This window comes from Vibrio rumoiensis (genome assembly GCF_002218045.2).
GTDB classification, from domain to species: domain Bacteria; phylum Pseudomonadota; class Gammaproteobacteria; order Enterobacterales; family Vibrionaceae; genus Vibrio; species Vibrio rumoiensis.
In genome coordinates, this window is sequence record NZ_AP018685.1 from 714,020 (window position 1) to 735,904 (window position 21,885).

Annotated in this window: 18 protein-coding genes; 14 read left to right on the forward strand and 4 right to left on the reverse strand. The window is 43.2% G+C overall.

Annotation, left to right across the window (positions count from 1 at the left end; genetic code table 11):
• Nucleotides 1-11: 11 nt before the first annotated feature.
• The 9 genes from rseB (at nt 12) to acpS (ending at nt 8,071) form a co-directional block, all read left to right on the forward strand.
• Entirely contained in the window at nt 12-980 is a 969-nt protein-coding gene (rseB, locus tag VRUMOI_RS03265) for a sigma-E factor regulatory protein RseB (RefSeq protein ID WP_089137872.1), read from the forward strand.
• The gene (locus VRUMOI_RS03270; protein ID WP_089137871.1) at nt 977-1,447 is read left to right on the forward strand and encodes a SoxR reducing system RseC family protein; all 471 of its coding nucleotides are present in this window, start codon (nt 977-979) and stop codon (nt 1,445-1,447) included. Before rseB ends, VRUMOI_RS03270 begins: the two co-directional genes overlap by 4 nt.
• A 126-nt stretch (nt 1,448-1,573) precedes the next feature.
• Entirely contained in the window at nt 1,574-3,367 is a 1,794-nt protein-coding gene (gene lepA, locus VRUMOI_RS03275; protein ID WP_089137870.1) for a translation elongation factor 4, read from the forward strand.
• A gap of 178 nt (nt 3,368-3,545) precedes the next feature.
• On the forward strand, nt 3,546-4,445 hold the full coding sequence (gene lepB, locus VRUMOI_RS03280; protein ID WP_089137869.1) for a signal peptidase I: 900 nt from the start codon (nt 3,546-3,548) through the stop codon (nt 4,443-4,445).
• A gap of 16 nt (nt 4,446-4,461) precedes the next feature.
• A complete protein-coding gene (gene rnc / locus VRUMOI_RS03285; RefSeq protein ID WP_089137868.1) occupies nt 4,462-5,142 on the forward strand; it encodes a ribonuclease III in 681 nt (226 codons plus the stop codon).
• Nucleotides 5,132-6,136, forward strand: coding sequence for a GTPase Era (gene era, locus VRUMOI_RS03290; RefSeq protein WP_089137867.1), 1,005 nt, complete (start codon nt 5,132-5,134; stop codon nt 6,134-6,136). Before rnc ends, era begins: the two co-directional genes overlap by 11 nt.
• Nucleotides 6,137-6,219: 83 nt before the next feature.
• Nucleotides 6,220-6,954: a DNA repair protein RecO gene (gene recO / locus VRUMOI_RS03295; RefSeq protein ID WP_089137866.1), complete on the forward strand. Its 735-nt coding sequence runs from the start codon at nt 6,220-6,222 to the stop codon at nt 6,952-6,954.
• A gap of 2 nt (nt 6,955-6,956) precedes the next feature.
• On the forward strand, nt 6,957-7,691 hold the full coding sequence (gene pdxJ, locus VRUMOI_RS03300) for a pyridoxine 5'-phosphate synthase (RefSeq protein WP_089137865.1): 735 nt from the start codon (nt 6,957-6,959) through the stop codon (nt 7,689-7,691).
• On the forward strand, nt 7,691-8,071 hold the full coding sequence (gene acpS, locus VRUMOI_RS03305; RefSeq protein WP_089137864.1) for a holo-ACP synthase: 381 nt from the start codon (nt 7,691-7,693) through the stop codon (nt 8,069-8,071). Before pdxJ ends, acpS begins: the two co-directional genes overlap by 1 nt.
• 131 nt (nt 8,072-8,202) lie before the next feature.
• On the opposite strand, the gene tnpC is transcribed toward acpS, so the two are convergent.
• From tnpC to barA, 4 genes are all read right to left on the reverse strand, one after another.
• Nucleotides 8,203-9,735, reverse strand: coding sequence for an IS66 family transposase (tnpC, locus tag VRUMOI_RS03310; RefSeq protein ID WP_110410642.1), 1,533 nt, complete (start codon nt 9,733-9,735; stop codon nt 8,203-8,205).
• 145 nt (nt 9,736-9,880) lie between these two features.
• Entirely contained in the window at nt 9,881-10,147 is a 267-nt protein-coding gene (tnpB, locus tag VRUMOI_RS03315) for an IS66 family insertion sequence element accessory protein TnpB (protein ID WP_110410643.1), read from the reverse strand.
• On the reverse strand, nt 10,144-10,464 hold the full coding sequence (gene tnpA / locus VRUMOI_RS03320) for an IS66 family insertion sequence element accessory protein TnpA (protein ID WP_110410644.1): 321 nt from the start codon (nt 10,462-10,464) through the stop codon (nt 10,144-10,146). Before tnpA ends, tnpB begins: the two co-directional genes overlap by 4 nt.
• Nucleotides 10,465-10,548: 84 nt before the next feature.
• Nucleotides 10,549-13,344 (reverse strand): two-component sensor histidine kinase BarA, encoded by a 2,796-nt coding sequence (gene barA / locus VRUMOI_RS03325; protein ID WP_089137615.1) that lies wholly within the window; start codon nt 13,342-13,344, stop codon nt 10,549-10,551.
• Nucleotides 13,345-13,808: 464 nt separating this feature from the next.
• Between barA and rlmD the strand changes: the two genes are divergently transcribed.
• From rlmD to eno, 5 genes are all read left to right on the forward strand, one after another.
• The gene (rlmD, locus tag VRUMOI_RS03330) at nt 13,809-15,185 is read left to right on the forward strand and encodes a 23S rRNA (uracil(1939)-C(5))-methyltransferase RlmD (RefSeq protein WP_089137614.1); all 1,377 of its coding nucleotides are present in this window, start codon (nt 13,809-13,811) and stop codon (nt 15,183-15,185) included.
• Nucleotides 15,186-15,322: 137 nt separating this feature from the next.
• Entirely contained in the window at nt 15,323-17,539 is a 2,217-nt protein-coding gene (gene relA / locus VRUMOI_RS03335; protein ID WP_089137613.1) for a GTP diphosphokinase, read from the forward strand.
• 97 nt (nt 17,540-17,636) lie between these two features.
• Nucleotides 17,637-18,437 carry a nucleoside triphosphate pyrophosphohydrolase gene (gene mazG / locus VRUMOI_RS03340; RefSeq protein WP_089137612.1) on the forward strand — a complete coding sequence of 267 codons (801 nt, stop codon included), beginning with the start codon at nt 17,637-17,639 and terminating at the stop codon, nt 18,435-18,437.
• A 214-nt stretch (nt 18,438-18,651) separates the two neighbouring features.
• Nucleotides 18,652-20,289 (forward strand): CTP synthase, encoded by a 1,638-nt coding sequence (locus tag VRUMOI_RS03345; protein WP_089137611.1) that lies wholly within the window; start codon nt 18,652-18,654, stop codon nt 20,287-20,289.
• 137 nt (nt 20,290-20,426) lie between these two features.
• Nucleotides 20,427-21,725: a phosphopyruvate hydratase gene (eno, locus tag VRUMOI_RS03350; protein ID WP_089137610.1), complete on the forward strand. Its 1,299-nt coding sequence runs from the start codon at nt 20,427-20,429 to the stop codon at nt 21,723-21,725.
• The last annotated feature ends 160 nt before the right edge of the window (nt 21,726-21,885 follow it).

Consider the following 21,885-nt stretch of genomic DNA (forward strand, 5'->3'; position numbering starts at 1 on the left):
GCGGTATTGAAATGAAAAAAATTCTGATTAGTGCTTGGTTGCTATTCAGCTTATTTAGTCAAGTAGCCTCAGCTGAAGATGTTAAGCCTTCTGCTGAGGCTTTATTGCTTAAAATGAGTGACGCTAGTAAGACAATGAATTATGAGTTGTCTTATATTTTGGTGCGTAAGAATAGTATTGAGCCATTGCTTTATCGTCATGCGATTGAAAATGATAAAAGCTTAGCTCATCTAGTTTACCTCAGCGGACCTGTACGCGAAGTGATTCGTCGTGGCGATGAAATTAGCTATATTGAACCTGGTTTAGACCCATTTTCTATTCGTTCTGGCCAGATGGTTGCGCCTCTTATTCCTCTTATTAATAGTGATATTAATGAGTTGAGTCATAGTTATGACTTTGTGAAAATCGGCCGCTCTCGAGAGGCGGGTACCGCATGTCAGGTTATTCGTGTTGTGCCTAAAGATGGCCAACGCTACTCTTATATCGTTTGGATTGATGAGCGTACGAATTTGCCATTAAGAGCGGATTTGGTTGAACGCAACGGTGAGATTTTAGAGCAATATCGAACGATTTCTTATGCCGTGAGTGATCACATTGCAACGATTTTAGATGGTTTAAATTCAGCAAAGTTACCGGATGTATTAACCCTTCCTAAGCCGCAAGAAACCGATGCGAATTGGAAGGTTAATTGGGTACCAAATGGCTTTGAAGCCAATAGCTTGAATCGCTATCGAATGTCTGTGACTGGTAGTGTCGTGGAAAGTCAGTTGTACAGTGATGGGTTGTTTAATTTTTCTGTTTATGTGTCGGAAATGAAAACACCAGACAGTAAACCACAAGTGTACCGTCAAGGGCGCAGAACGCTACAAACCTTTGTTAAAGACAGTCGGGAAATATCGGTGATTGGTGATATCCCACCTTCGACGGCTAAGCGAATTGCCGATTCGGTAACATTCAACAATAAAGGTAACACGCCATGATGACGGCACTGGCAACCGTCATTTCGGTTGATGAAGACCAAGGTATGAATAATGTGCAACTGAGTTGTGATCAACAAACCAGCTGCAATAGTTGTAAATCTCAAAAAAACTGCGGAACCGGAATGATGTCTAAGGCATTAGGCAATAAATCTCACTTTTGGAAGCTTCGAACCAAGCAAGCGCTGCAAGCTGGACAAGTGGTTGAGATCGGCTTGCCGGAAAAAAGTTTGGTTCTCTCAGCCTTAGTTGTATACCTATTACCATTGCTTGCAATGATTACTGGTAGTGTTTTTGCTCAATTATTCTTACGACCATGGCTTAACCTCGGAGAAGGCATTGTCATTCTGATGTTCTTTATCTGTGGTGCTCTTGGGGTCTACTTTGCTAAGCCAATGACTCAATGGTTAGAAAAAAAAGTCGATAACGAAGTTTCGTTGATCCGAGTTTTAGGGCAGCCTATTATTTGAGATTTTCTCCTAGGTATAGCTACCCAGCAGGAAATTGGGTAGAATCGCTGCCACTAAAATGAAATTGACCCAGCAAAAGGGATTTCATATCCAATCCACCATTTATTTGAGTATTGTCTCCAGCCTATGAAGCACATTCGTAACTTTTCGATTATCGCCCATATCGACCACGGTAAGTCGACTCTTTCTGATCGCTTAATTCAAGTTTGTGGAGGGCTGACCGAGCGTGAAATGGCAGCTCAAGTACTTGATTCTATGGACCTTGAGCGTGAGCGCGGTATCACGATCAAAGCACAAAGCGTAACCTTAGATTATAAAGCTAATGATGGTGAGACTTATCAACTTAACTTTATCGATACTCCTGGACACGTTGACTTTTCTTATGAAGTATCTCGCTCTCTAGCGGCGTGTGAAGGTGCCTTACTGGTAGTCGATGCCGGTCAAGGTGTAGAAGCTCAAACACTGGCGAACTGCTACACTGCGATTGAAATGGACCTCGAAGTGGTTCCAATTTTAAATAAAATTGATTTACCAGCAGCCGATCCTGAACGAGTGGCTGAAGAAATTGAAGATATCGTCGGTATTGATGCTATGGAAGCGGTTCGCTGTTCGGCAAAAACCGGCATTGGTGTCGATCTCGTCTTAGAAGAAATTGTTAAATCCATTCCTGCACCAGAAGGTGATCCGGACGGGCCGCTACAAGCCTTAATTATCGATTCATGGTTTGATAACTATTTAGGCGTGGTTTCTTTAGTTCGAATCAAAAATGGTTCTTTAAAGAAAAATGACAAAATTAAAGTAATGAGCACTGGCCAAACTTGGGGTGTTGATCGCATTGGTATTTTCACACCAAAACAAATTGATACCAACGGACTGAATACTGGCGAAGTAGGCTGGGTTGTGTGTGGTATTAAAGATATTTTGGGTGCGCCGGTTGGTGATACTTTAACGCACGCAAAAGGCGGCTGTGAAAAGCGCTTACCGGGCTTCCAAAAAGTGAAACCTCAGGTCTATGCAGGATTATTCCCAGTATCGTCAGATGATTACGAAAACTTCCGTGATGCGTTAGGCAAGCTTAGCTTAAACGATGCGTCTTTATTCTATGAACCAGAAAGTTCAGCAGCGCTTGGTTTTGGTTTCCGTTGTGGCTTCCTTGGTATGCTACACATGGAAATCATCCAAGAGCGTTTAGAGCGTGAATATGACCTTGATCTGATCACAACAGCACCGACAGTAGTGTATGAAGTTGAAAAGACCAATGGTGATGTCATTTATGTGGATAGCCCTGCGAAACTACCAGCTATTAATGATATCGAAGAAATTCGTGAGCCCATTGCTCGTTGTAACATTTTAGTGCCTTCAGATTACTTAGGTAACGTCATCACATTGTGTGTTGAAAAACGTGGTACCCAAGTTGATATGGTTTATCACGGCAATCAAGTGGCATTAACCTATGACTTACCAATGGCTGAAGTGGTATTGGATTTCTTTGACCGTTTGAAATCAACATCACGTGGTTACGCATCACTGGATTACAACTTCCATCGTTATGAAAGTTCAAGCATGGTACGTGTAGACGTCTTGCTTAACGGCGATACCGTTGATGCACTCGCTATCATCACACATAAAGATAACTCACAAACTCGTGGTCGTCAGTTGGTTGAGAAAATGAAAGAATTCATTCCTCGCCAAATGTTTGATATTGCCATTCAAGCGGCGATTGGTAATCACATTATTGCTCGTTCAACCGTTAAGCAGTTACGTAAAAACGTAATCGCAAAATGTTACGGTGGTGATGTGAGCCGTAAGAAAAAGCTATTGAAGAAGCAGAAAGAAGGTAAGAAACGCATGAAGCAAATCGGTAATGTTGAGTTACCGCAAGAAGCGTTCTTAGCGATTTTGCACGTAGGTAAAGATTAATCACAGTCGCTGATGAATTCCGTTTCTGTGATATATCATAACGGTTCATTATGAATGCGTTATGAATTTAATAAAGTGAAAGGGTTAAGGCCTTTTCACTTTTTATTCTTTATTTAAGTCGGACATTTTTATACCGATCATTGGATTGGTATTGTTTATTAAAGGGAAGCCGAAACGGATGGCGAATACATTTTCATTAATCTTAGTGCTGGTGACATTAGTCACTGGCGTGGTATGGGCATTAGAAAAGTTTGTTTGGGGTAAAAAACGCCAGCAAGCTGTCGCTGATGTTGAGACAAAAACGACAGAAGCATTAAGCAAGGAAATGGCCGCTAAAGTCCACCCGCAACCTTGGTGGGTCGAAAATAGTGTTTCTATTTTCCCTGTAATTGCATTTGTTCTCATTCTGCGTAGCTTCATCTACGAACCGTTTCAAATTCCATCAGGATCTATGATGCCAACCCTATTAGTGGGCGATTTCATCTTGGTAGAAAAGTTTTCATACGGTATCAAAGACCCAGTTTTCCAATCTAAAATCATTGAAACGGGTGAGCCAAAGCGTGGTGATATTGCTGTGTTCAAATATCCACCACAACCTAACATTGACTATATAAAGCGCGTTGTCGGCTTGCCTGGCGATACAATCCGCTATACTGAAAATAAACAAATTTGCGTTCAAGCTGCAGGCACAGATACTTGTAAGCCTGTTGCTCAGTTTGATGCGAAAGAAAGTCCATTTTATCAAGATGGCATTCCGTTGATTCAAGCTAAAGAACAGCTTGGTGAAGTGGAACATAATATTTTAATCAGCCCAATTCGTCGCGATAACGTACAAGCTTACCAACCTCGTCCGTACCACAATGAATGGGTCGTGCCAGAAGGTGAGTACTTTATGATGGGTGATAACCGTGATAACAGTGCTGATAGTCGCTACTGGGGCTTTGTTCCAGAAGCTAACTTTGTGGGTAAAGCCACCGCCATTTGGATTAGCTTTGAATTTGATCGTGATGCGGACAGCGTATTACCTTCGTGGATCCCTACCGGCGTACGATTCAATCGTATCGGCGGACTGACATAGACATAATTGAGAGAGTATGAATTCTCAGATTCTTAGATTACAAAAGAAAATTGGCTATCAATTTAACGATGCCAATTTCTTGAACCTCGCACTGACTCACCGCAGTGCGAATAGCAAGCATAATGAGCGCTTAGAGTTTTTGGGCGATTCAATTTTAAGTTTTGTTATTGCCGATGAGTTATATCATCGCTTCCCTAATATTAATGAAGGGGATATGAGCCGCATGCGTGCGACCTTAGTTAGAGGCCATACTTTAGCTGAATTAGGTCGTGAATTTGAGCTTGGTGACTACTTAAAATTAGGTCCAGGTGAATTGAAGAGTGGCGGTTTCCGTCGTGACTCTATTCTAGCTGATGCCGTTGAAGCTATCATTGGTGCTTGTTATCTCGATAGTGATATCGAAATCGTACGTAAAGTGGTTTTAGGTTGGTATGAATCTCGTTTGGAAGAGATCCAACCGGGGGTCTCACAAAAAGATCCTAAAACACGCCTACAAGAATTTTTGCAAGGCCGTCGTAAACCGTTACCGATTTACGTCGTGGCAAAAATTAAAGGTGAAGCGCACAATCAAGAGTTCACCGTTTCATGTGAAATCACAGGTGTAGCAGAACCTATTGTTGGTAAAGGCACCAGTCGACGCAAAGCTGAGCAAGCGGCAGCCGAGTTGGCATTAGGAGTATTAACGGATGGCAAATAAAAACGATCCACAAGACGAGCAAGAGTTCGATCTGGATGCTTACTTTGCTGGTGAAGCGCAACCTAATCAAGCCGCTTCAGAAGAGATTGATCCAAGTGAGCAACGTTGTGGTTTTATCGCGATTGTTGGCCGACCAAATGTCGGTAAATCAACGCTATTAAACCATTTACTTGGTCAGAAGATTTCAATTACTTCACGCAAACCTCAGACTACCCGTCACCGCATCATGGGTGTGGATACCGAAGGTGCGTTTCAGGCTATCTACGTGGATACTCCTGGGTTGCACATCGAAGAAAAACGTGCAATTAACCGCTTAATGAACCGTGCAGCCAATAGCTCATTAAGTGATGTTAACTTGGTATTGTTCCTGGTTGATGGAACCCAATGGACGCCCGACGATGAAATGGTGTTGAATAAACTTCGTACCGCGAATTTCCCAACGGTATTGCTTATCAATAAAGTCGATAATGTAAAAGATCGTACTGAAGTGATGACGCATATGCAGACCTTGTCTGAGAAAATGGATTTCGTCGATATTATCCCTATCTCAGCGAAACATGGCCGTAATACTGATGCGATTCATGAGCGAGTACGTGCTGCATTGCCACAAGCGGTGCATCACTTTCCTGAAGAGTATGTGACCGATCGTTCACAACGCTTCATGGCATCTGAAATCATTCGTGAAAAATTGATGCGCTTTACTGGTGAAGAACTGCCTTATTCTGTGACGGTTGAAATCGAGCGTTTTGATTACAACCCTGAAACGGATGGCTTTCATATCAACGCCTTGATTTTGGTTGAGCGTATTGGTCAGAAGAAAATGGTGATAGGCAAAGGTGGTGAGAAAATCAAAACCATCGGCCGCGAAGCTCGTCTTGATATGGAAGAGTTGTTTGAGCGTAAAGTCTACTTAGAAACTTGGGTTAAAGTGAAATCCGGTTGGGCTGATGATGAGCGCGCACTGCGTTCACTTGGCTATATTGATGATTTATAATCGTTAACCGGAATCTCGAGTCTCGTTTCTCGATATGCTAACTTCGAGAAACGAGTATTCGAGATTCGAGCTACGGAAAAATTATGTCTGATGCTTTGGGACTTCAATGCTGTTTTATTCTCCATCGCCGCCCTTATACTGAAACCAGTCTAATTTTAGATGTATTTAGTGAAGAGTACGGTCGCGTCAGCATTCTTGCTAAAGGCGCTCGCAGTAAGCGCTCTAATCTTAAAGGCGTATTACAACCCTTTACACCATTGCTACTCAAATGGTTTGGCAAAGGATCGATGCGGACTTTAAGGCAGGCTGAACCGATCAGCTTAGGCATTCCTCTTCATGGCATTAACCTTTATTCCGCCATGTATATCAACGAGTTAATCAGTCGAGTCATTGAAGGCGAAACCGCTTATCCAGAATTATTCCATGATTATCTCGCTTCTCTCACTGAATTAGCCCAATCCGACAATCCAGAGCCAGCCTTACGTCGTTTTGAATTAGCGTTATTGTCATCTCTCGGCTATGGCGTGGATTTTTTACATTGCGCAGGCAGTGGGGAAGCCGTATCTGAAAATATGACTTATCGTTATCGTGAACAAAAAGGCTTTATTGCCAGCGTAAGAAAGGATAACTTAACCTTTCTTGGTAATGAATTGATTGCGATCAGCGAACGCCGTTTTTTAACCAAAGAACAATTACAAGCTGCTAAGCGCTTTACTCGAATGGCATTAAAACCATACCTTGGCAGTAAACCATTAAAAAGTCGGGAGCTATTTATGGCGCTTTCACCGCACAAAGCCATCCCGAAGACAAGGAGTTAACCATGAGTGAGATTTACTTGGGCGTCAATATAGACCACATCGCAACCGTCAGAAATGCCCGTGGCACTAAGTATCCCGATCCCGTTCATGCGGCAGAAATTGCAGAGCGTGCTGGCGCAGATGGCATCACCGTTCACTTACGTGAAGATCGCCGCCATATTAAAGATCGCGATGTGCGTATTTTAAGTGAAACCATTCAAACTCGTATGAACCTTGAAATGGCGGTGACCGATGAAATGGTTGAAATCGCGATTCAAACTAAACCTGAATATGTATGTTTAGTACCAGAAAAACGTGAAGAGTTAACCACTGAAGGCGGCTTAGATGTGGCCGGTCAGTTAGACAAAGTGAAAGCGGCAACACAAAAACTGACTCAAGCGGGCATTAAAGTGTCACTATTTATTGATGCTTCTCATGAGCAAATTGATGCCGCTAAAGCGTGTGGTGCGCCTTATATCGAATTGCATACAGGGCATTATGCGGATGCGGAGTCAGAGGCTGAACAACAAGCGGAATTGAAGCGCATTGCAACCGGTGCAACTTATGCGCACAGTATTGGTATTAAAGTGAATGCGGGTCATGGTCTGACTTATCATAACGTGGCCCCTATTGCGGCATTGCCTGAAATTTATGAGTTGAATATTGGTCACTCGATTATTGGTCGTGCTTTATTTGATGGCTTAGATAAAGCGGTTGCCGACATGAAAGCGATCATGCAGGAAGCACGTCGTCGTTAATGGCTATTGTGGGATTAGGCACTGATATTGCCGACATAGAGAGAATTGAAAAAAGCTTGCAGCGTTCTGGGCAAGCTTTTGCTGAGCGTATTCTTCACCCGACTGAGTTGGCTATTTTTCATGGTTTAAAACAACAAGGTCGATACTTAGCAAAACGCTTTGCCGCCAAGGAAGCCGCATCTAAAGCATTGGGTACAGGCATTGCCTGCGGTGTAAGTTTTCAACATTTTGAAATTGAAAATGACGAATTGGGTAAGCCGATTTTGACGCTACATGGCAAAGCAAAAGAAATCGCTCAAACGCAAGGCGTTAGCCATATCCATTTATCGATTTCTGATGAAAAACGTTACGCCATGGCGACAGTGATTTTGGAATCCTAATCCTTCTTTTCATCTGTAATAATGAAATAAAAAAACGAGCTTATTGATGAGCTCGTTTTTTATTATCTATTATTTGACGTTGTTTATACCGTAAGGTAGTATCCGCGCCATGAACCCACGGGGCGATATTGTTAGTGTTTGAAGTTCCAAGGCAGGAGTGCATCGATATCAGGTTCCGCTTTCGCTAACTCCTGCATGCACTTGACCATGTAGTCGTAAACGATAAGGCCGTTGGCTTTCGCTGTCTCGACGATACTGTAAAGCATCGCGCTCGCTTCAGCTCCATTGGGATTGGTCGAGAAGAGCCAGTTCTTTCTCCCAATAACCAGCGGTTTTATTGCGCGTTCAGCTCGGTTGTTGTCTATCGATAAGTGACCGTCATCGATATAGCGGGTGAGCTTCGGCCACTGACCGAGCGTGTATTTTATTGCTTTACCCAGCGGGCTAGACTCAAGCACTTTCTGAGTTGTCATCCATTCATAAAGCTCATCCAGTATCGGCTTAGCATGCTCTTGGCGCTCTGCTTTCCGTTTTTCGGCACTGGCACCTTTTAAGCGTGATTCTATTCCATAAAGCTTCTGGATTTTGGCCAACGCTTTATCCGCTTTACCTGACTTGCCTTTGCCTTGAAGCTTTTTCGCCTCCATGAACTTGCGCCGAGCATGCGCGAAGCAACCGACATTGGTGACGAGATGAAGCCCATCATAAACACCATAGCCATCGGTTTGCAGATACCCATCATAGTCGCCCAAGAAGGCAACGGGGCACGCCCTCGCGCGACTGTTTTGATAGTCGTACAAGACGATATTTTTCACATTGGGGAGTGCGGCATCTGGCGAGTCTGCGCCCGAGCAGTAGAGCCACATGTAACACTGTTTATCTTCTTTGAGGACATTGAGCGGCGTTTCATCCGCCTGAATCACCACTTGCTCAAGTAGGTGCGCTTTCAAGGCCGCGTAAAGCGGGGCGAACTTCTCACTGACTTGGATAATCCACCTTGCCATCGTGGTTCGTGAGAGTTCGATACCCGACTGGGTAAACAACGACTCTTGTCGATAAAGTGGCATCGCGTATTGGTATTTACCGAGGATGATATTGGCCAACAAGCTTTCTGTGGCGAAGCTCTTCGGGATAATGCTTTGCGGCGCTGGCTTTTGAACAATGCGGCTGTTGTCCTGAGTTTGCTCGCATTGGCGGCAAGCATATTTAGGACGAACATATTCCAACACTTTGAGTACCGCTGGCGTGAACTCAAGCTTTTCACTGCGGTCTTCACCGATTTTATGCAGACTATGTTGGCAGCAAGCGCACTGCTTTTCATCGTCGTCTAAATCGAGTTCGATAACCTCACGAGGCAAGCTCTTTGGCAGTGGTCTGCGTTTACCGCGTTTCTTCGTTGTGATGGTCGTTGTGACAACGTCAACCTCTTCTTCTTTAGCAGCTTCACACTCCGCTTCGTTGAAGAGGTCACCTTGGGATTCATTGTAAGGCTTTAACGCCTCCGAGCGTTTAGCGAACTGACGGTCGAAGGCAAGTTTGAGCTGTTCAAGCAGCGATTGGCGCTCTTGTTTCAATTGGATTTCTGACGCCAACAGCGCTTTCACCATCGCTTGTAGCTCGGCAACATCTTGGCTTTCTGGGTTGATATTTGGCGTCTTTTTCATGGCATTTATTATACTAAAATCATGCCGTTAACGCTTGGTGGATAAGACTATATTATCGATTAAGTCATTGTAAAATCTTCTATTTTAACGGGTTTATGGCCGATAATCGTGAAGCCTGAAAGCAGCCTATCAAGCTCGAAATGAGTCAGGGTAAACACGTCATTTTTCTCTTTGGAAGGCCATTTATATTTGGCTTTTCAAGGCGCTTGTACCAAAGAGCAAAGCCTGTTTTATCCCAGTACAACACTTTGACTTTATCGCGCTGTTTGTTGGTGAACAGGAATAGTGCGCCGCTGCCCAAGGGCAAGTCGGTGTCATTTTCGATAATCGCAGCGAGGCCGTTGATGGACTTTCTAAAATCGACGCTTTCGCGATAGAGATAGATTTCGGGAGCACTGAGCATACGTTTCATGACAGCGCACCGATAAGTTCTGCAAGATAGGTCGCTGGCGTGCCTTGTGGGATGCTCAGTTCAACATCATTGACGAGCAGGGTCATATTGGCAACGGCAAGGTGAGTGGCTTGATACTTTGTGGTCTTTTCAACGACTTCTGCTTTAACAAAGCCAACCGTGTTCGGTTTTTCGATGTGCTTTAACTGTTGGTGCTTAGCATAAAAAGTGGAAAGGCTGAGGCCGTTACGTTCACAGAATAATCGTTGTGATAGTTGGCTGGATTCATAGCGTTCGAACAGGGTTCGCCATTCTTGGTTAGTGCGTCGTTTGGCCATTTCAAATCTCCTTTGCTGCTTTGGGTTGGAGGTTTGATCTTATTATTCGGGCTAGACGATTAGAATGCGGGGTTTATGATGCGCTTACGTAAGGTATTGCTTCGAATCTTCCCTTACTTTTTCCATTTCATCTTGTAATTCGAATAACTCAGGCTCGATCTCGGCAAGGTTTTGTTCGGCTCGTAATGCTGTTTCAATCGTGGCGCACAGTGTTTGCAACTTAGGCACGCCACTATAAGCACAGCTGCCGTGTAATTTATGAATCGTTGCCAATAGTTGATTCTGATACTCATCCGGTTCAGTCATCGCCTTCTCAATCGAATCATCGACTTCTGGTAAAAACTCAATCAGCATTTGTAACATATCTTTGGCTAGCGCTTCTTTGTTGGCGGCTTGCTTTAATGCTTTAGGCCAATCGATGCTAGACATTGATGATTGCTGTACATTGGCAAGAGAACCCGGCACTGCTCCTTGATGATTGTCGGCTAGATCAAGGCGTTCAATCGTGCCTTCTTCTGCATAAGGATCCCAATGCACTAACGCTTGATGCAGGATGTGTTCTTCGATTGGTTTAGAGAGATAATCATCCATTCCCGCTTGGAGTAAACGCTCTCTTTCACCGTCAATGGCGTGAGCCGTCACTGCAATGATTGGTGTTTGACTATTTAATGCGGATTTCTTGATATGCTGGCAAGCGGTCACGCCGTCCATATTCGGCATTTGAATATCCATTAGTATCACATCAAACTTTTGTTGTTGCGCCTGTTCTACCGCTTCTAAGCCACTGCTACAAGTGGTGACATGTTCAACTTGTTCTTCGAGCAACGCACTGATTAATTTTAAGTTTGCAGGGTTATCATCGACCGCCATCACCTTGAGCAGTAAGGTTGATTTTTGTGGTTGAGGGGCGGCCAACAAGGTGGACTTCGCTTGATTTGGTAGCATCAGTTGAATTAACTTACGGCGCACGATCGGTTTGGCAATACATTGAATAGGGTAGAGTTTGATTAAGTTTTCAGCTAGAGCTAATTCGGTGCTCGGCAAACCAAGAATTAATTGTGATGAGAGGGTTAATCCTTGTTGGATAATACCAAACAAGCTGCTTTGGTCATGTTGAATGTTTGGCGGCAAATTGAGCAATACAACATCAAAATGGTCAGAGTTATCGGCTAATTGCGCTTGGTAAGTGACGTGCATACCAACGCGAGTGAGTTGCTGCTCAATAATGGCTGCTGCTGGCATATTCGGCTCAACCAATAGTATTGATTTGCCTTGAAGTGTCGAGGAATCAATCTGCGGCGCAATTGGCATATTGGTGGCTTGGAAAGTCACACTAAACCAGAATGTAGATCCTTGGTGCAAGCGACTGGTTAAGCTGATTTCACCGCCCATCTGATTAATCAGGTTTTGAGTGATCACTAGTCCTAGTCCTGTCCCACCATAGCGACGTGAAATGCTGGCATCGGCTTGACTGAACGCCTGGAATAACTGAGCTTGCTGACGCTCTGAAATACCAATGCCGGTATCGCGTACCATGAATTGTACTTCGATTTTTTTGTCTTGGTTCGAGCGTAATTCGGCAACAATATCAATGTTGCCACGTTCGGTAAATTTAATCGCATTACCAACAAGGTTAGTCAGCACTTGCTGTATGCGCAGTGGGTCACCCACCATACCTTGAGGGATATTTGGATCAATGTTTAAGGTGATCTCTAACCCTTTCTCATGTGCACTGGTTGCTTGTAGGCTAACGACTTCATCTAAGGTGTCTTGTAAGTCAAATGGAATGTTTTCCAGTAGCAACTTACCGGCTTCTAATTTAGAGAAGTCGAGAATGTCATTAATGATAGACAGTAAGTTTTGCGCTGAACGTTCAATGGTTTGTAGATAATCAACTTGGTTCGGGGTTAATTCCGTTTTGAGCATTTGTCTGGCAAAACCTATCACGCCATTGAGTGGGGTACGTAATTCATGTGACATGTTGGCAAGGAATTCTGACTTCACTCTTGCTGCTTCTTGAGCGCGTTTTTTCGCAATATCGAGTTCGATATTTTGGATCTCTAGTTGTTCTAATGTTTCACGTAAATCGGAAGTGGCTTGGTCAATACTATGTTGCATTTCGACGTGATACTCCGACAGCGACATTGCCATGGCATTGATACCACTTTTTAATGTGTCGAGTTCGCCATGCAATTTGCCTTCAATTCGGATATCTAAGTGCCCACGACGTATACGGTCAACCACACTCACCATATGAGAAATAGGTAAGGTCACATCGCGCATTAAACGATAAGCAAAGAACCCCGATAAGCCGATACCAAATAGCAATACAATTAAAGCCGCAACAATTTCTTGGTATTGTTGTAAGCGTAAGGCGGATAAATCCAGTTCGATGGCGATATAGCCTAAAGCTTGGTTTGGTGCGACTTCTTTGCCGCTAGGGCTGGTAAATTGGCCTTCTGCTAAAATAGGAGAACGTAAGATTTTGATATTCGGGTTATCTTTCGATTGAGTTATCGAGCTTAATAGCGGGATCGGCTTCGTTTTATCAAATGTGAGTGATTGAAAATTTGGGTGAAAATTCGATGTTACGAATAATTCGTGGTGAGTATCAAATACGGCAATACTGCGTACAATATCAGAGTGCTTACGATGGGCGTAGCTGATCAGCCGGCGTACCGCTTCGCGGCTTTGCTGGGTCATACCATATTCACTGGCGATAGCTAAAGGCTCGATAATATCCGTACCAGACGTGATCAGTTGAGTCTCAAGATCGTTATAGCGATTTAAAGTGAAAAATGCGCTTAATAATAAGCCAATGATCAGTGCGGGTGCTAACGTTAATGTAATTACGCGGGCGCGTAAGCCATACCTTGTCATGATTCTTTAATTACAAGCCTGTCTGGATATGGGAAAATAGCGAAATGAGAGTGCTATTAATACCAATCTACTCACAGAAATCCGCTTTTAGGTGGTTTCTTTCACTCAACATTATTTTGAAGATCGAGTGGTTTGATTGATATGACAATTCTGATTTTCGCCAATATGCCCTTAGCTTAATCAACTAAGTGTGGTTCGACAATCATTGTTGTGAATAATCACGAATTTAGCACAATATACCCAAGCAACTTCAAGGGGCGAGTTTTAACTTGCGCTTTGAGAGATTCATTCAAGGCTTTATGCTGCGTTAGGTTGGTTTGATAGGTGCCGCACTCCTTCGCCAATCTTCCTTTTATAAAAGGGCAGATAACAGCTTTAAATTCTGCATCTTGAAGTCAGTTAGGTATAATATATTGACAAATGAAGGCATTATGCCCTCCATACATTATGGACACTGAGTACCAATGGCCAATTTCTACCAAGCCAAGAAAAACACACAGAACATACAAAAGCATCAAGTCGTGACCATCGATAAACTGGATCATCAAGGTGCCGGCATTGCTTATCACAATAATAAACCAATGTTTGTTGAAGGCGCATTACCGCAAGAAAAAGTGCTGGTTCAGCCGATTGAAGAAAAAAGTAAATATTCACGCGCGAAAATGATCAGCATACAAGAAGCCAGTGCGAAACGTGTTGAACCTTTTTGTCCACATTATCAGCGTTGCGGCGGCTGTAATATGCAACATTTAGATCATGATGATCAAATTACGCATAAAACGGCATCATTGCATCAATTAATGGCGAAATTCGGTCAAGCGAATCTTACGATGAGTGAGCCTATTCTTTCACCAGCAACGGGTTACCGCCGCCGTGCTCGAATTAGCATGATGTTTGATGCTAAAACTCAACAATTACAATTTGGGTTTAGACAAAAAGCCAGCAAACAGATTGCCAATGTAACAGATTGTCCCGTTTTAGAACCTACGTTGAACGAATTGTTACCAACGATAAAGTCGATGCTGGTGGCCTTTGATAATCCAAGAGCGTTGGGACACATTGAAGTGGTGTTTGATGGACAGCGCAAAGCATTATTATTACGCCACACGGCAGAGTTAACCGCGAAAGAGCAACAGAGTTTGGTGGCATTTGCTCAGCAGCATGACACGACAGTCTACTTGTTAGGTAACAGTGCTGAGCTAGACTGTTTGAGTGGTGAGCCGCTTCAGAGCATTGAAACTGGAAATAAGATTGATTTTCTACCCACCGATTTTATTCAAGTGAACCAATCGGTAAACCAAGCAATGGTTGCTCAGGCTGTTTCATGGTTAAACATCACTAAAAACGATCGCATACTGGATTTATTCTGTGGTTTAGGTAATTTTAGTTTAGCGTTAGCCCAGCAAGCTCAATCCGTGATTGGGGTTGAAGGTATTCAAGCGATGGTAGAAAGAGCGAGATCGAACGCTCAAATAAACCAATTAAATAATCTAGAGTTTTATCAAGCTGATCTAGAGCAAGATTTTACTCAGGCTGTCTGGGCTAAAAAGGCATTTGATAAAGTGTTACTTGATCCCGCTCGAGCAGGAGCGTCAGGCATTATCGATAAAATGGCCGAGCTCGGTGCTAAGAGCGTCGTTTATGTGTCATGTAATCCTTCGACACTTGCGCGTGATAGCCATAGTTTACAAAGCCAAGGTTATGAGCTTAAAAAGCTTGGTATGATTGACATGTTCCCTCATACCAGTCACCTAGAATCGATGGCTTTATTTGAAAAAACAGCGAAAGCTGAAAAAAAGAACAGTAAAAGAAAAAATACCGCAAAACTGAAACTATTTTAACACGCGAAATGAAGAGAGCACTTAGCCTATGCGCGCATATTCAGCTGAGTTGATATGCCTCAGTTAACAACGGAACCGTTTAAGAGCAGTAACATTTTATTGCCCATCTTTAAGAATAGATTAAGCAGGACAGTGTAATGGTCGCAGTTAGAAGCGCACATTTAAATAAAAACGAAGAGTTTGAACTGGAATCTTGGATTGCAAGCCTACATCAAGACGGCAAAACCAGTAATAAATTGACGCAAGTCTACCAAGAGTGTGAAAGTTTACTCCGTGATCACCCCGCCCGTTCATTGTTGCTGTGGCGTGGTCGCGAGATGATCGAAATTCTTATTACATTATCGATGGACCGCCCAACATTAATGGCGGCGCAACTCTTTCCGATTGTGACCGCTGGGCTCTTTGAGCGTGAAACCTTAATTGAAACTTACGGTAAAGAAATCGTAAAACTGATTGACGGCGTTGAAGAAATGGCGGCAATTGGACAATTAAATGTCAGTCTTGATGATTCAGAAGCCTCAGAACAAGTCGATAACGTCCGCCGCATGCTACTTGCGATGGTGGATGATTTTCGCTGTGTGGTGATAAAGTTAGCGGAACGTATTTGTAACTTACGTGAAGTAAAAAATGAGCCTGATGAGATTCGCCAATCTGCGGCAAAAGAATGTGCCAATATCTATGCGCCACTGGCCAACCGATTAGGTATCGGTCAGTTAAAATGGGAAATTGAAGATTACGCGTTTCGCTATCAACAGTCTGATATCTACAAGAAAATTGCTAAACAGCTGTCTGAGCGTCGAATCGTTCGAGAGCAGTACATTCATGACTTTGTGACCAACTTATCCAAAGACATGAAAGCGGCCAATATTAATGCTGAAGTCAGCGGGCGGCCAAAGCACATCTATAGCATTTGGCGAAAAATGCAGAAGAAGAACTTGGCGTTTGATGAGTTGTTTGATGTGCGAGCCGTGAGAATTATTGCTGACCAATTGCAAGATTGCTACGCGGCATTAGGTATGGTGCACACCAAATATAAGCACCTACCAAGTGAGTTTGATGATTACGTCGCGAACCCGAAACCAAATGGCTACCAATCCATCCACACCGTGGTACTTGGTCCTGAAGGCAAAACCATTGAGATCCAAATTCGAACCAAGCAAATGCATGAAGATTCGGAGCTTGGCGTGGCTGCGCACTGGAAATATAAAGAAGGCAGCTCAGCAGGACGTAGTGGTTATGATGAAAAGATCACTTGGCTACGTAAATTAATTGATTGGCAAGAAGAGATGGCAGATTCTGGCGAAATGCTGGATGAATTGCGCAGCCAAGTATTTGATGATCGGGTTTATGCCTTTACTCCACGTGGCGATGTGGTCGATTTACCGATGGGCGCGACCCCATTGGATTTTGCTTATCATATTCACTCCGAGGTGGGGCATCGTTGTATTGGTGCCAAAGTCGGTGGGCGTATCGTTCCGTTTACTCATAAGCTCGCGATGGGTGATCAAGTTGAGATCATTACTCAAAAAGAGCCAAATCCTTCTCGAGATTGGTTAAACCCAAGTTTAGGCTTTGTTCATTCAGGGCGAGCACGGGCCAAAATCAATGCTTGGTTTAGAAAGCAAAGCCGAGAGAAAAACCTTGAAGCGGGTAAAGATATTCTTGAAGTTGAGTTGCAAAAAATCGGTGCGACTTTAAAAGATGCGCAACAATATGCGTTGAAGCGTTTTAATGTGAACTCACCAGATGAACTTTATGCTGGCATTGGTAGTGGTGATTTACGTATTAACCAAGTCGTGAATCATATTAATGCCTTGGTAAATAAGCCAACGGCAGAAGAGGAAGACCAGCAAGCGTTAGCTAAGCTTCAAGAGTCACAAGTTTCGCATGAAAGTCGTCCACGTAAAGATGCGGTCGTGGTGCAAGGGGTAGATAACCTCATGAACCATTTAGCTCGATGTTGTCAGCCGATCCCCGGTGATGATATTTGTGGTTATATTACGCAAGGTCGAGGCATTTCAGTGCATCGTACCGACTGTGAACAGTTGGATGAGTTAAGGCACCATGCTCCTGAACGAATCATTGAAACGGTCTGGGGGAGTGGCTTTACTGGGCTATATATTTTGACCATTCGTATTGAGGCGTTGGAGCGCAGTGGCTTACTGAAAGATATCACGGCATTATTTGCCAATGAGAAACTGAAAGTGAGCAGTATGAATGGACGTACTGATTATAAGCGTCAGATTGTGATCATGGACTTTAATTTAGAAGTTCAAAATGTGGAAATCTTATCGCGTATCATTGCTCGGATTGAGCAATTAAAGGATGTGCTAAGAGTGAAGCGTTTAAAATAATGACGGATAAATCAAAACACCGCTTAAATTTTTAAGCGGTGTTTTGCTATCTACAACCCAGACCCACTATTTTAGAAAAGAACATAAAGAGAAAACCATGACATCACCAATCGAACAACTTAAATCCATTATGCAGCAACTGCGTGACCCAAAAAATGGATGTCCTTGGGATAAAAAACAGACCTTTGATTCGATCATTCCACACACCATAGAAGAAACTTATGAAGTGGTGGATGCTATTCATAATCAAGATTGGCAAAACCTACAAGAAGAATTAGGTGACTTACTCTTTCAAGTGATTTTTTATAGCCAATTGGCCAATGAACAACAACTTTTTGATTTTGATGATGTGGTGAAAGGGGTAAATGACAAACTAATACGCCGCCATCCACACGTTTTCTCTGATGAAAAAATTGAAGATGAAGACGCACTTAATGCTCGTTGGGAATTAGAGAAGCAAAAAGAAAAATCACAGCAAGGCAAAGTCGAAGAAAGTATTCTAGACTCTATACCAAAAGCATTACCCGCGTTATCTCGCGCCAATAAACTACAGAAAAAATGCGCTAAATATGGCTTCGATTGGGGAACCTTAGGACCGGTTGTGGATAAGGTGCATGAAGAAATTGATGAAGTAATGGAAGAGGCTTTGCAAGTGGATAAAAATGAGCAACGCATCGAAGAAGAGCTCGGTGACTTGATGTTTGCAACGGTGAATCTAGTCCGTCATTTGGGTAAAGATCCTGAAGTGACACTCACCAAAGCTAATAATAAATTTGAGCGACGTTTTCGTGGTGTGGAATCAATCATCTCAGGGCAAGGTAAGTTATTGACAGATTGTTCGTTGCAAGAATTAGATATTCAGTGGGAAAATGTCAAACTGTCTGAAAAAAGAATCTAGGCTACAGTTTTATCTTTTATTGATTGTTTTTTATGAATATTTTCTGGTTGGGTAGTACTGCTTTCATTACTGAGAAAGCTAAATTGATTTGAAGCAAGAAATAAATTAATCGAGTGTGATAGATTTCACGTTGTAGCGGAAAAGGGGTTCTGGTATATTTTCATCCCGTCCAGAAGTAATCCATTTCCCTCATTCAACCAATTTCAGGTTAAGCATGACGACAAATTACATTTTTGTTACTGGTGGGGTCGTATCCTCTCTAGGTAAAGGTATTGCAGCAGCATCACTTGCAGCGATTTTAGAAGCTCGTGGTCTTAAAGTGACCATGATGAAACTAGACCCATACATCAACGTGGATCCAGGCACAATGAGCCCGATCCAACACGGTGAAGTATTCGTCACGGAAGATGGTGCGGAAACCGATCTCGATCTTGGTCACTACGAACGTTTTATTCGTACCAAGATGAGCAAGCGTAATAACTTTACAGCCGGTCGTGTTTACGAAGATGTTCTACGTAAAGAACGTCGTGGTGATTACTTAGGCGCAACAATTCAAGTTATCCCACATATCACTAACTCGATTAAAGACCGCGTTATTGCTGGCTCTGAAGGCTACGAAGTCGCTATCGTTGAAGTTGGTGGTACGGTCGGTGATATCGAGTCACTTCCTTTCATGGAAGCGATTCGTCAGTTAGCGGCAGAAGTAGGTCGTGAGCGTGCTATGTTCATGCACCTAACGTTAGTACCGTATCTGGCGGCGGCTGGTGAAGTGAAAACTAAGCCAACTCAGCACTCAGTAAAAGAATTACTTTCTATTGGTATTCAACCAGATATTTTGGTTTGCCGTAGTGATCGTATTATTCCGGCTAACGAACGTAAGAAAATTGCACTATTCTGTAATGTGCAAGAAAAAGCCGTTATCTCGATGAAAGACGTGGATTCTATTTATAAGATCCCACAACTGATTCGTGCGCAAGGTTTAGATGATTTAGTGTGTACTCGTTTTGGTATTACAGCGCCTGAAGCTGACCTGACTGAGTGGGAACAAGTGATTTACGAAGAAGCTAACCCAACGGGTGAAGTGACTATCGGTATGGTAGGTAAATACACAGAATTACCAGATGCTTATAAATCAGTAAACGAAGCATTAAAACATGCTGGTTTAAAAAATCGTCTAAGCGTGAATATCAAATATGTTGATTCTCAAGATGTAGAATCAAAAGGCACTGAGCTATTGGCTGGCCTTGATGCGATTTTAGTACCTGGTGGCTTTGGTGACCGTGGTATCGAAGGTAAAATCCTTGCGGCTCAATACGCTCGTGAAAACAAAGTTCCATATTTAGGTATTTGCTTAGGTATGCAAGTGGCACTGATTGAATACGCGCGTAATGTCGCGGGTATGGAAGGTGCGCACTCAACGGAGTTTAATCAAGAAACTAAATTCCCAGTGGTTGGTCTTATCACTGAGTGGGTAGACAAAGAAGGTAACGTTGAAGAGCGTACCGAAGCTTCTGATTTAGGCGGCACAATGCGTCTAGGTTCTCAGCTTTGTCACCTAGAAAAAGGCACGAAAGCGTACGAGTTGTACGGCAGCGCACAAATTCATGAGCGTCACCGTCACCGTTACGAAGTGAACAACAACTTGCGTCCTCAAATCGAGAAAGCAGGCTTGAAAGTATCTGGTCTTTCGGCTGATAAGAAATTAGTGGAAGTGATTGAAAACCCTAACCACCCATGGTTTGTGGCAGCTCAATTCCACCCTGAATTCACCTCAACGCCTCGTGATGGTCACCCATTGTTTGCAGGCTTTGTGAAAGCGGCGGGTCAAAACCAACGCGGTGAATTTGAATAATTGCCTTTGGCTGCTAATTTAATTAGCAAGAATTTGAAAAGTAAGATGTAAAAGGGATACGGGTAGTGGCTTTATGTTGTGCGACTACCCACTAATTTGACATTTATTATATTTAAATTGAACGAGAGGAAACATCAATGTCTAAGATCGTTAAAGTTCTAGGTCGCGAAATCATCGACTCACGTGGTAACCCAACTGTAGAAGCTGAAGTTCACCTAGAAGGTGGTTTCGTAGGTATGGCTGCTGCACCATCTGGCGCATCAACGGGTTCTCGTGAAGCTCTTGAATTACGTGACGGCGACAAATCACGTTTCCTAGGTAAAGGTGTTCTTAAAGCTATCGAAGCAGTAAACGGCCCAATCGCTGCTGCTCTAGTAGGTAAAGACGCTAAAGACCAAGCTGCAATCGACCAAGTAATGATCGATTTAGACGGCACAGAAAACAAATCTAACTTCGGCGCTAACGCAATCCTTGCTGTTTCTCTAGCAAACGCAAAAGCAGCTGCAGCATCTAAAGGCATGCCTTTGTTCGAGCACATTGCTGAACTAAACGGCACTCCAGGTGTATTCTCAATGCCTCTACCAATGATGAACATCATCAACGGTGGTGAGCACGCGGATAACAACGTTGATATCCAAGAATTCATGATTCAACCAGTTGGCGCGAAAACAATCAAAGAAGCTCTACGCATCGGCGCAGAAGTATTCCACAACCTAGCTAAAGTACTTAAAGCTAAAGGCCTAAGCACTGCAGTTGGTGATGAAGGTGGTTTCGCTCCTAACCTAGAATCAAACGCTGCTGCACTTGCTGCAATCAAAGAAGCTGTTGAGCTTGCAGGTTACGAGCTAGGTAAAGACGTTACTCTAGCGATGGACTGTGCAGCATCTGAGTTCTACGACAAAGAAGCTGGCAACTACAACATGAAAGGCGAAGGTAAAATCTTCACTTCTGAAGAGTTCAACCACTACCTAGCTGACCTAGCTAACCAATACCCAATCGTATCTATCGAAGACGGTCTTGACGAATCAGATTGGGATGGCTTCAAGCACCAAACTGAACTACTAGGTAACAAACTTCAACTAGTAGGTGATGACCTGTTCGTAACTAACACTAAGATCCTTGCGAAAGGTATCGAAATGGGTGTTGCTAACTCTATCCTAATCAAATTCAACCAAATCGGTTCTCTAACTGAGACTCTAGCTGCAATCAAGATGGCTAAAGATGCAGGTTACACAGCAGTAATCTCTCACCGTTCTGGCGAAACTGAAGATGCAACTATCGCTGATCTAGCGGTAGGTACTGCTGCAGGTCAAATCAAAACTGGTTCTATGAGCCGTTCTGACCGTGTTGCTAAGTACAACCAATTAATCCGTATCGAAGAAGCTCTAGGTGCTAAAGCTCCTTTCAACGGTCTTAAAGAAGTGAAAGGTCAATAATTCGTCATTGAATTAGTTTGATTGATACTTTGAAATCCTCGCTTCGGCGGGGATTTTTTTGTTTGCGGAAATGGAAAAGACGGAATCTCGTTTCTCGGGCGCTACGCTGCTCGTAGCTCGGAAAAGAAAGAGCAGAGCTATAACGATCGAAATATACACT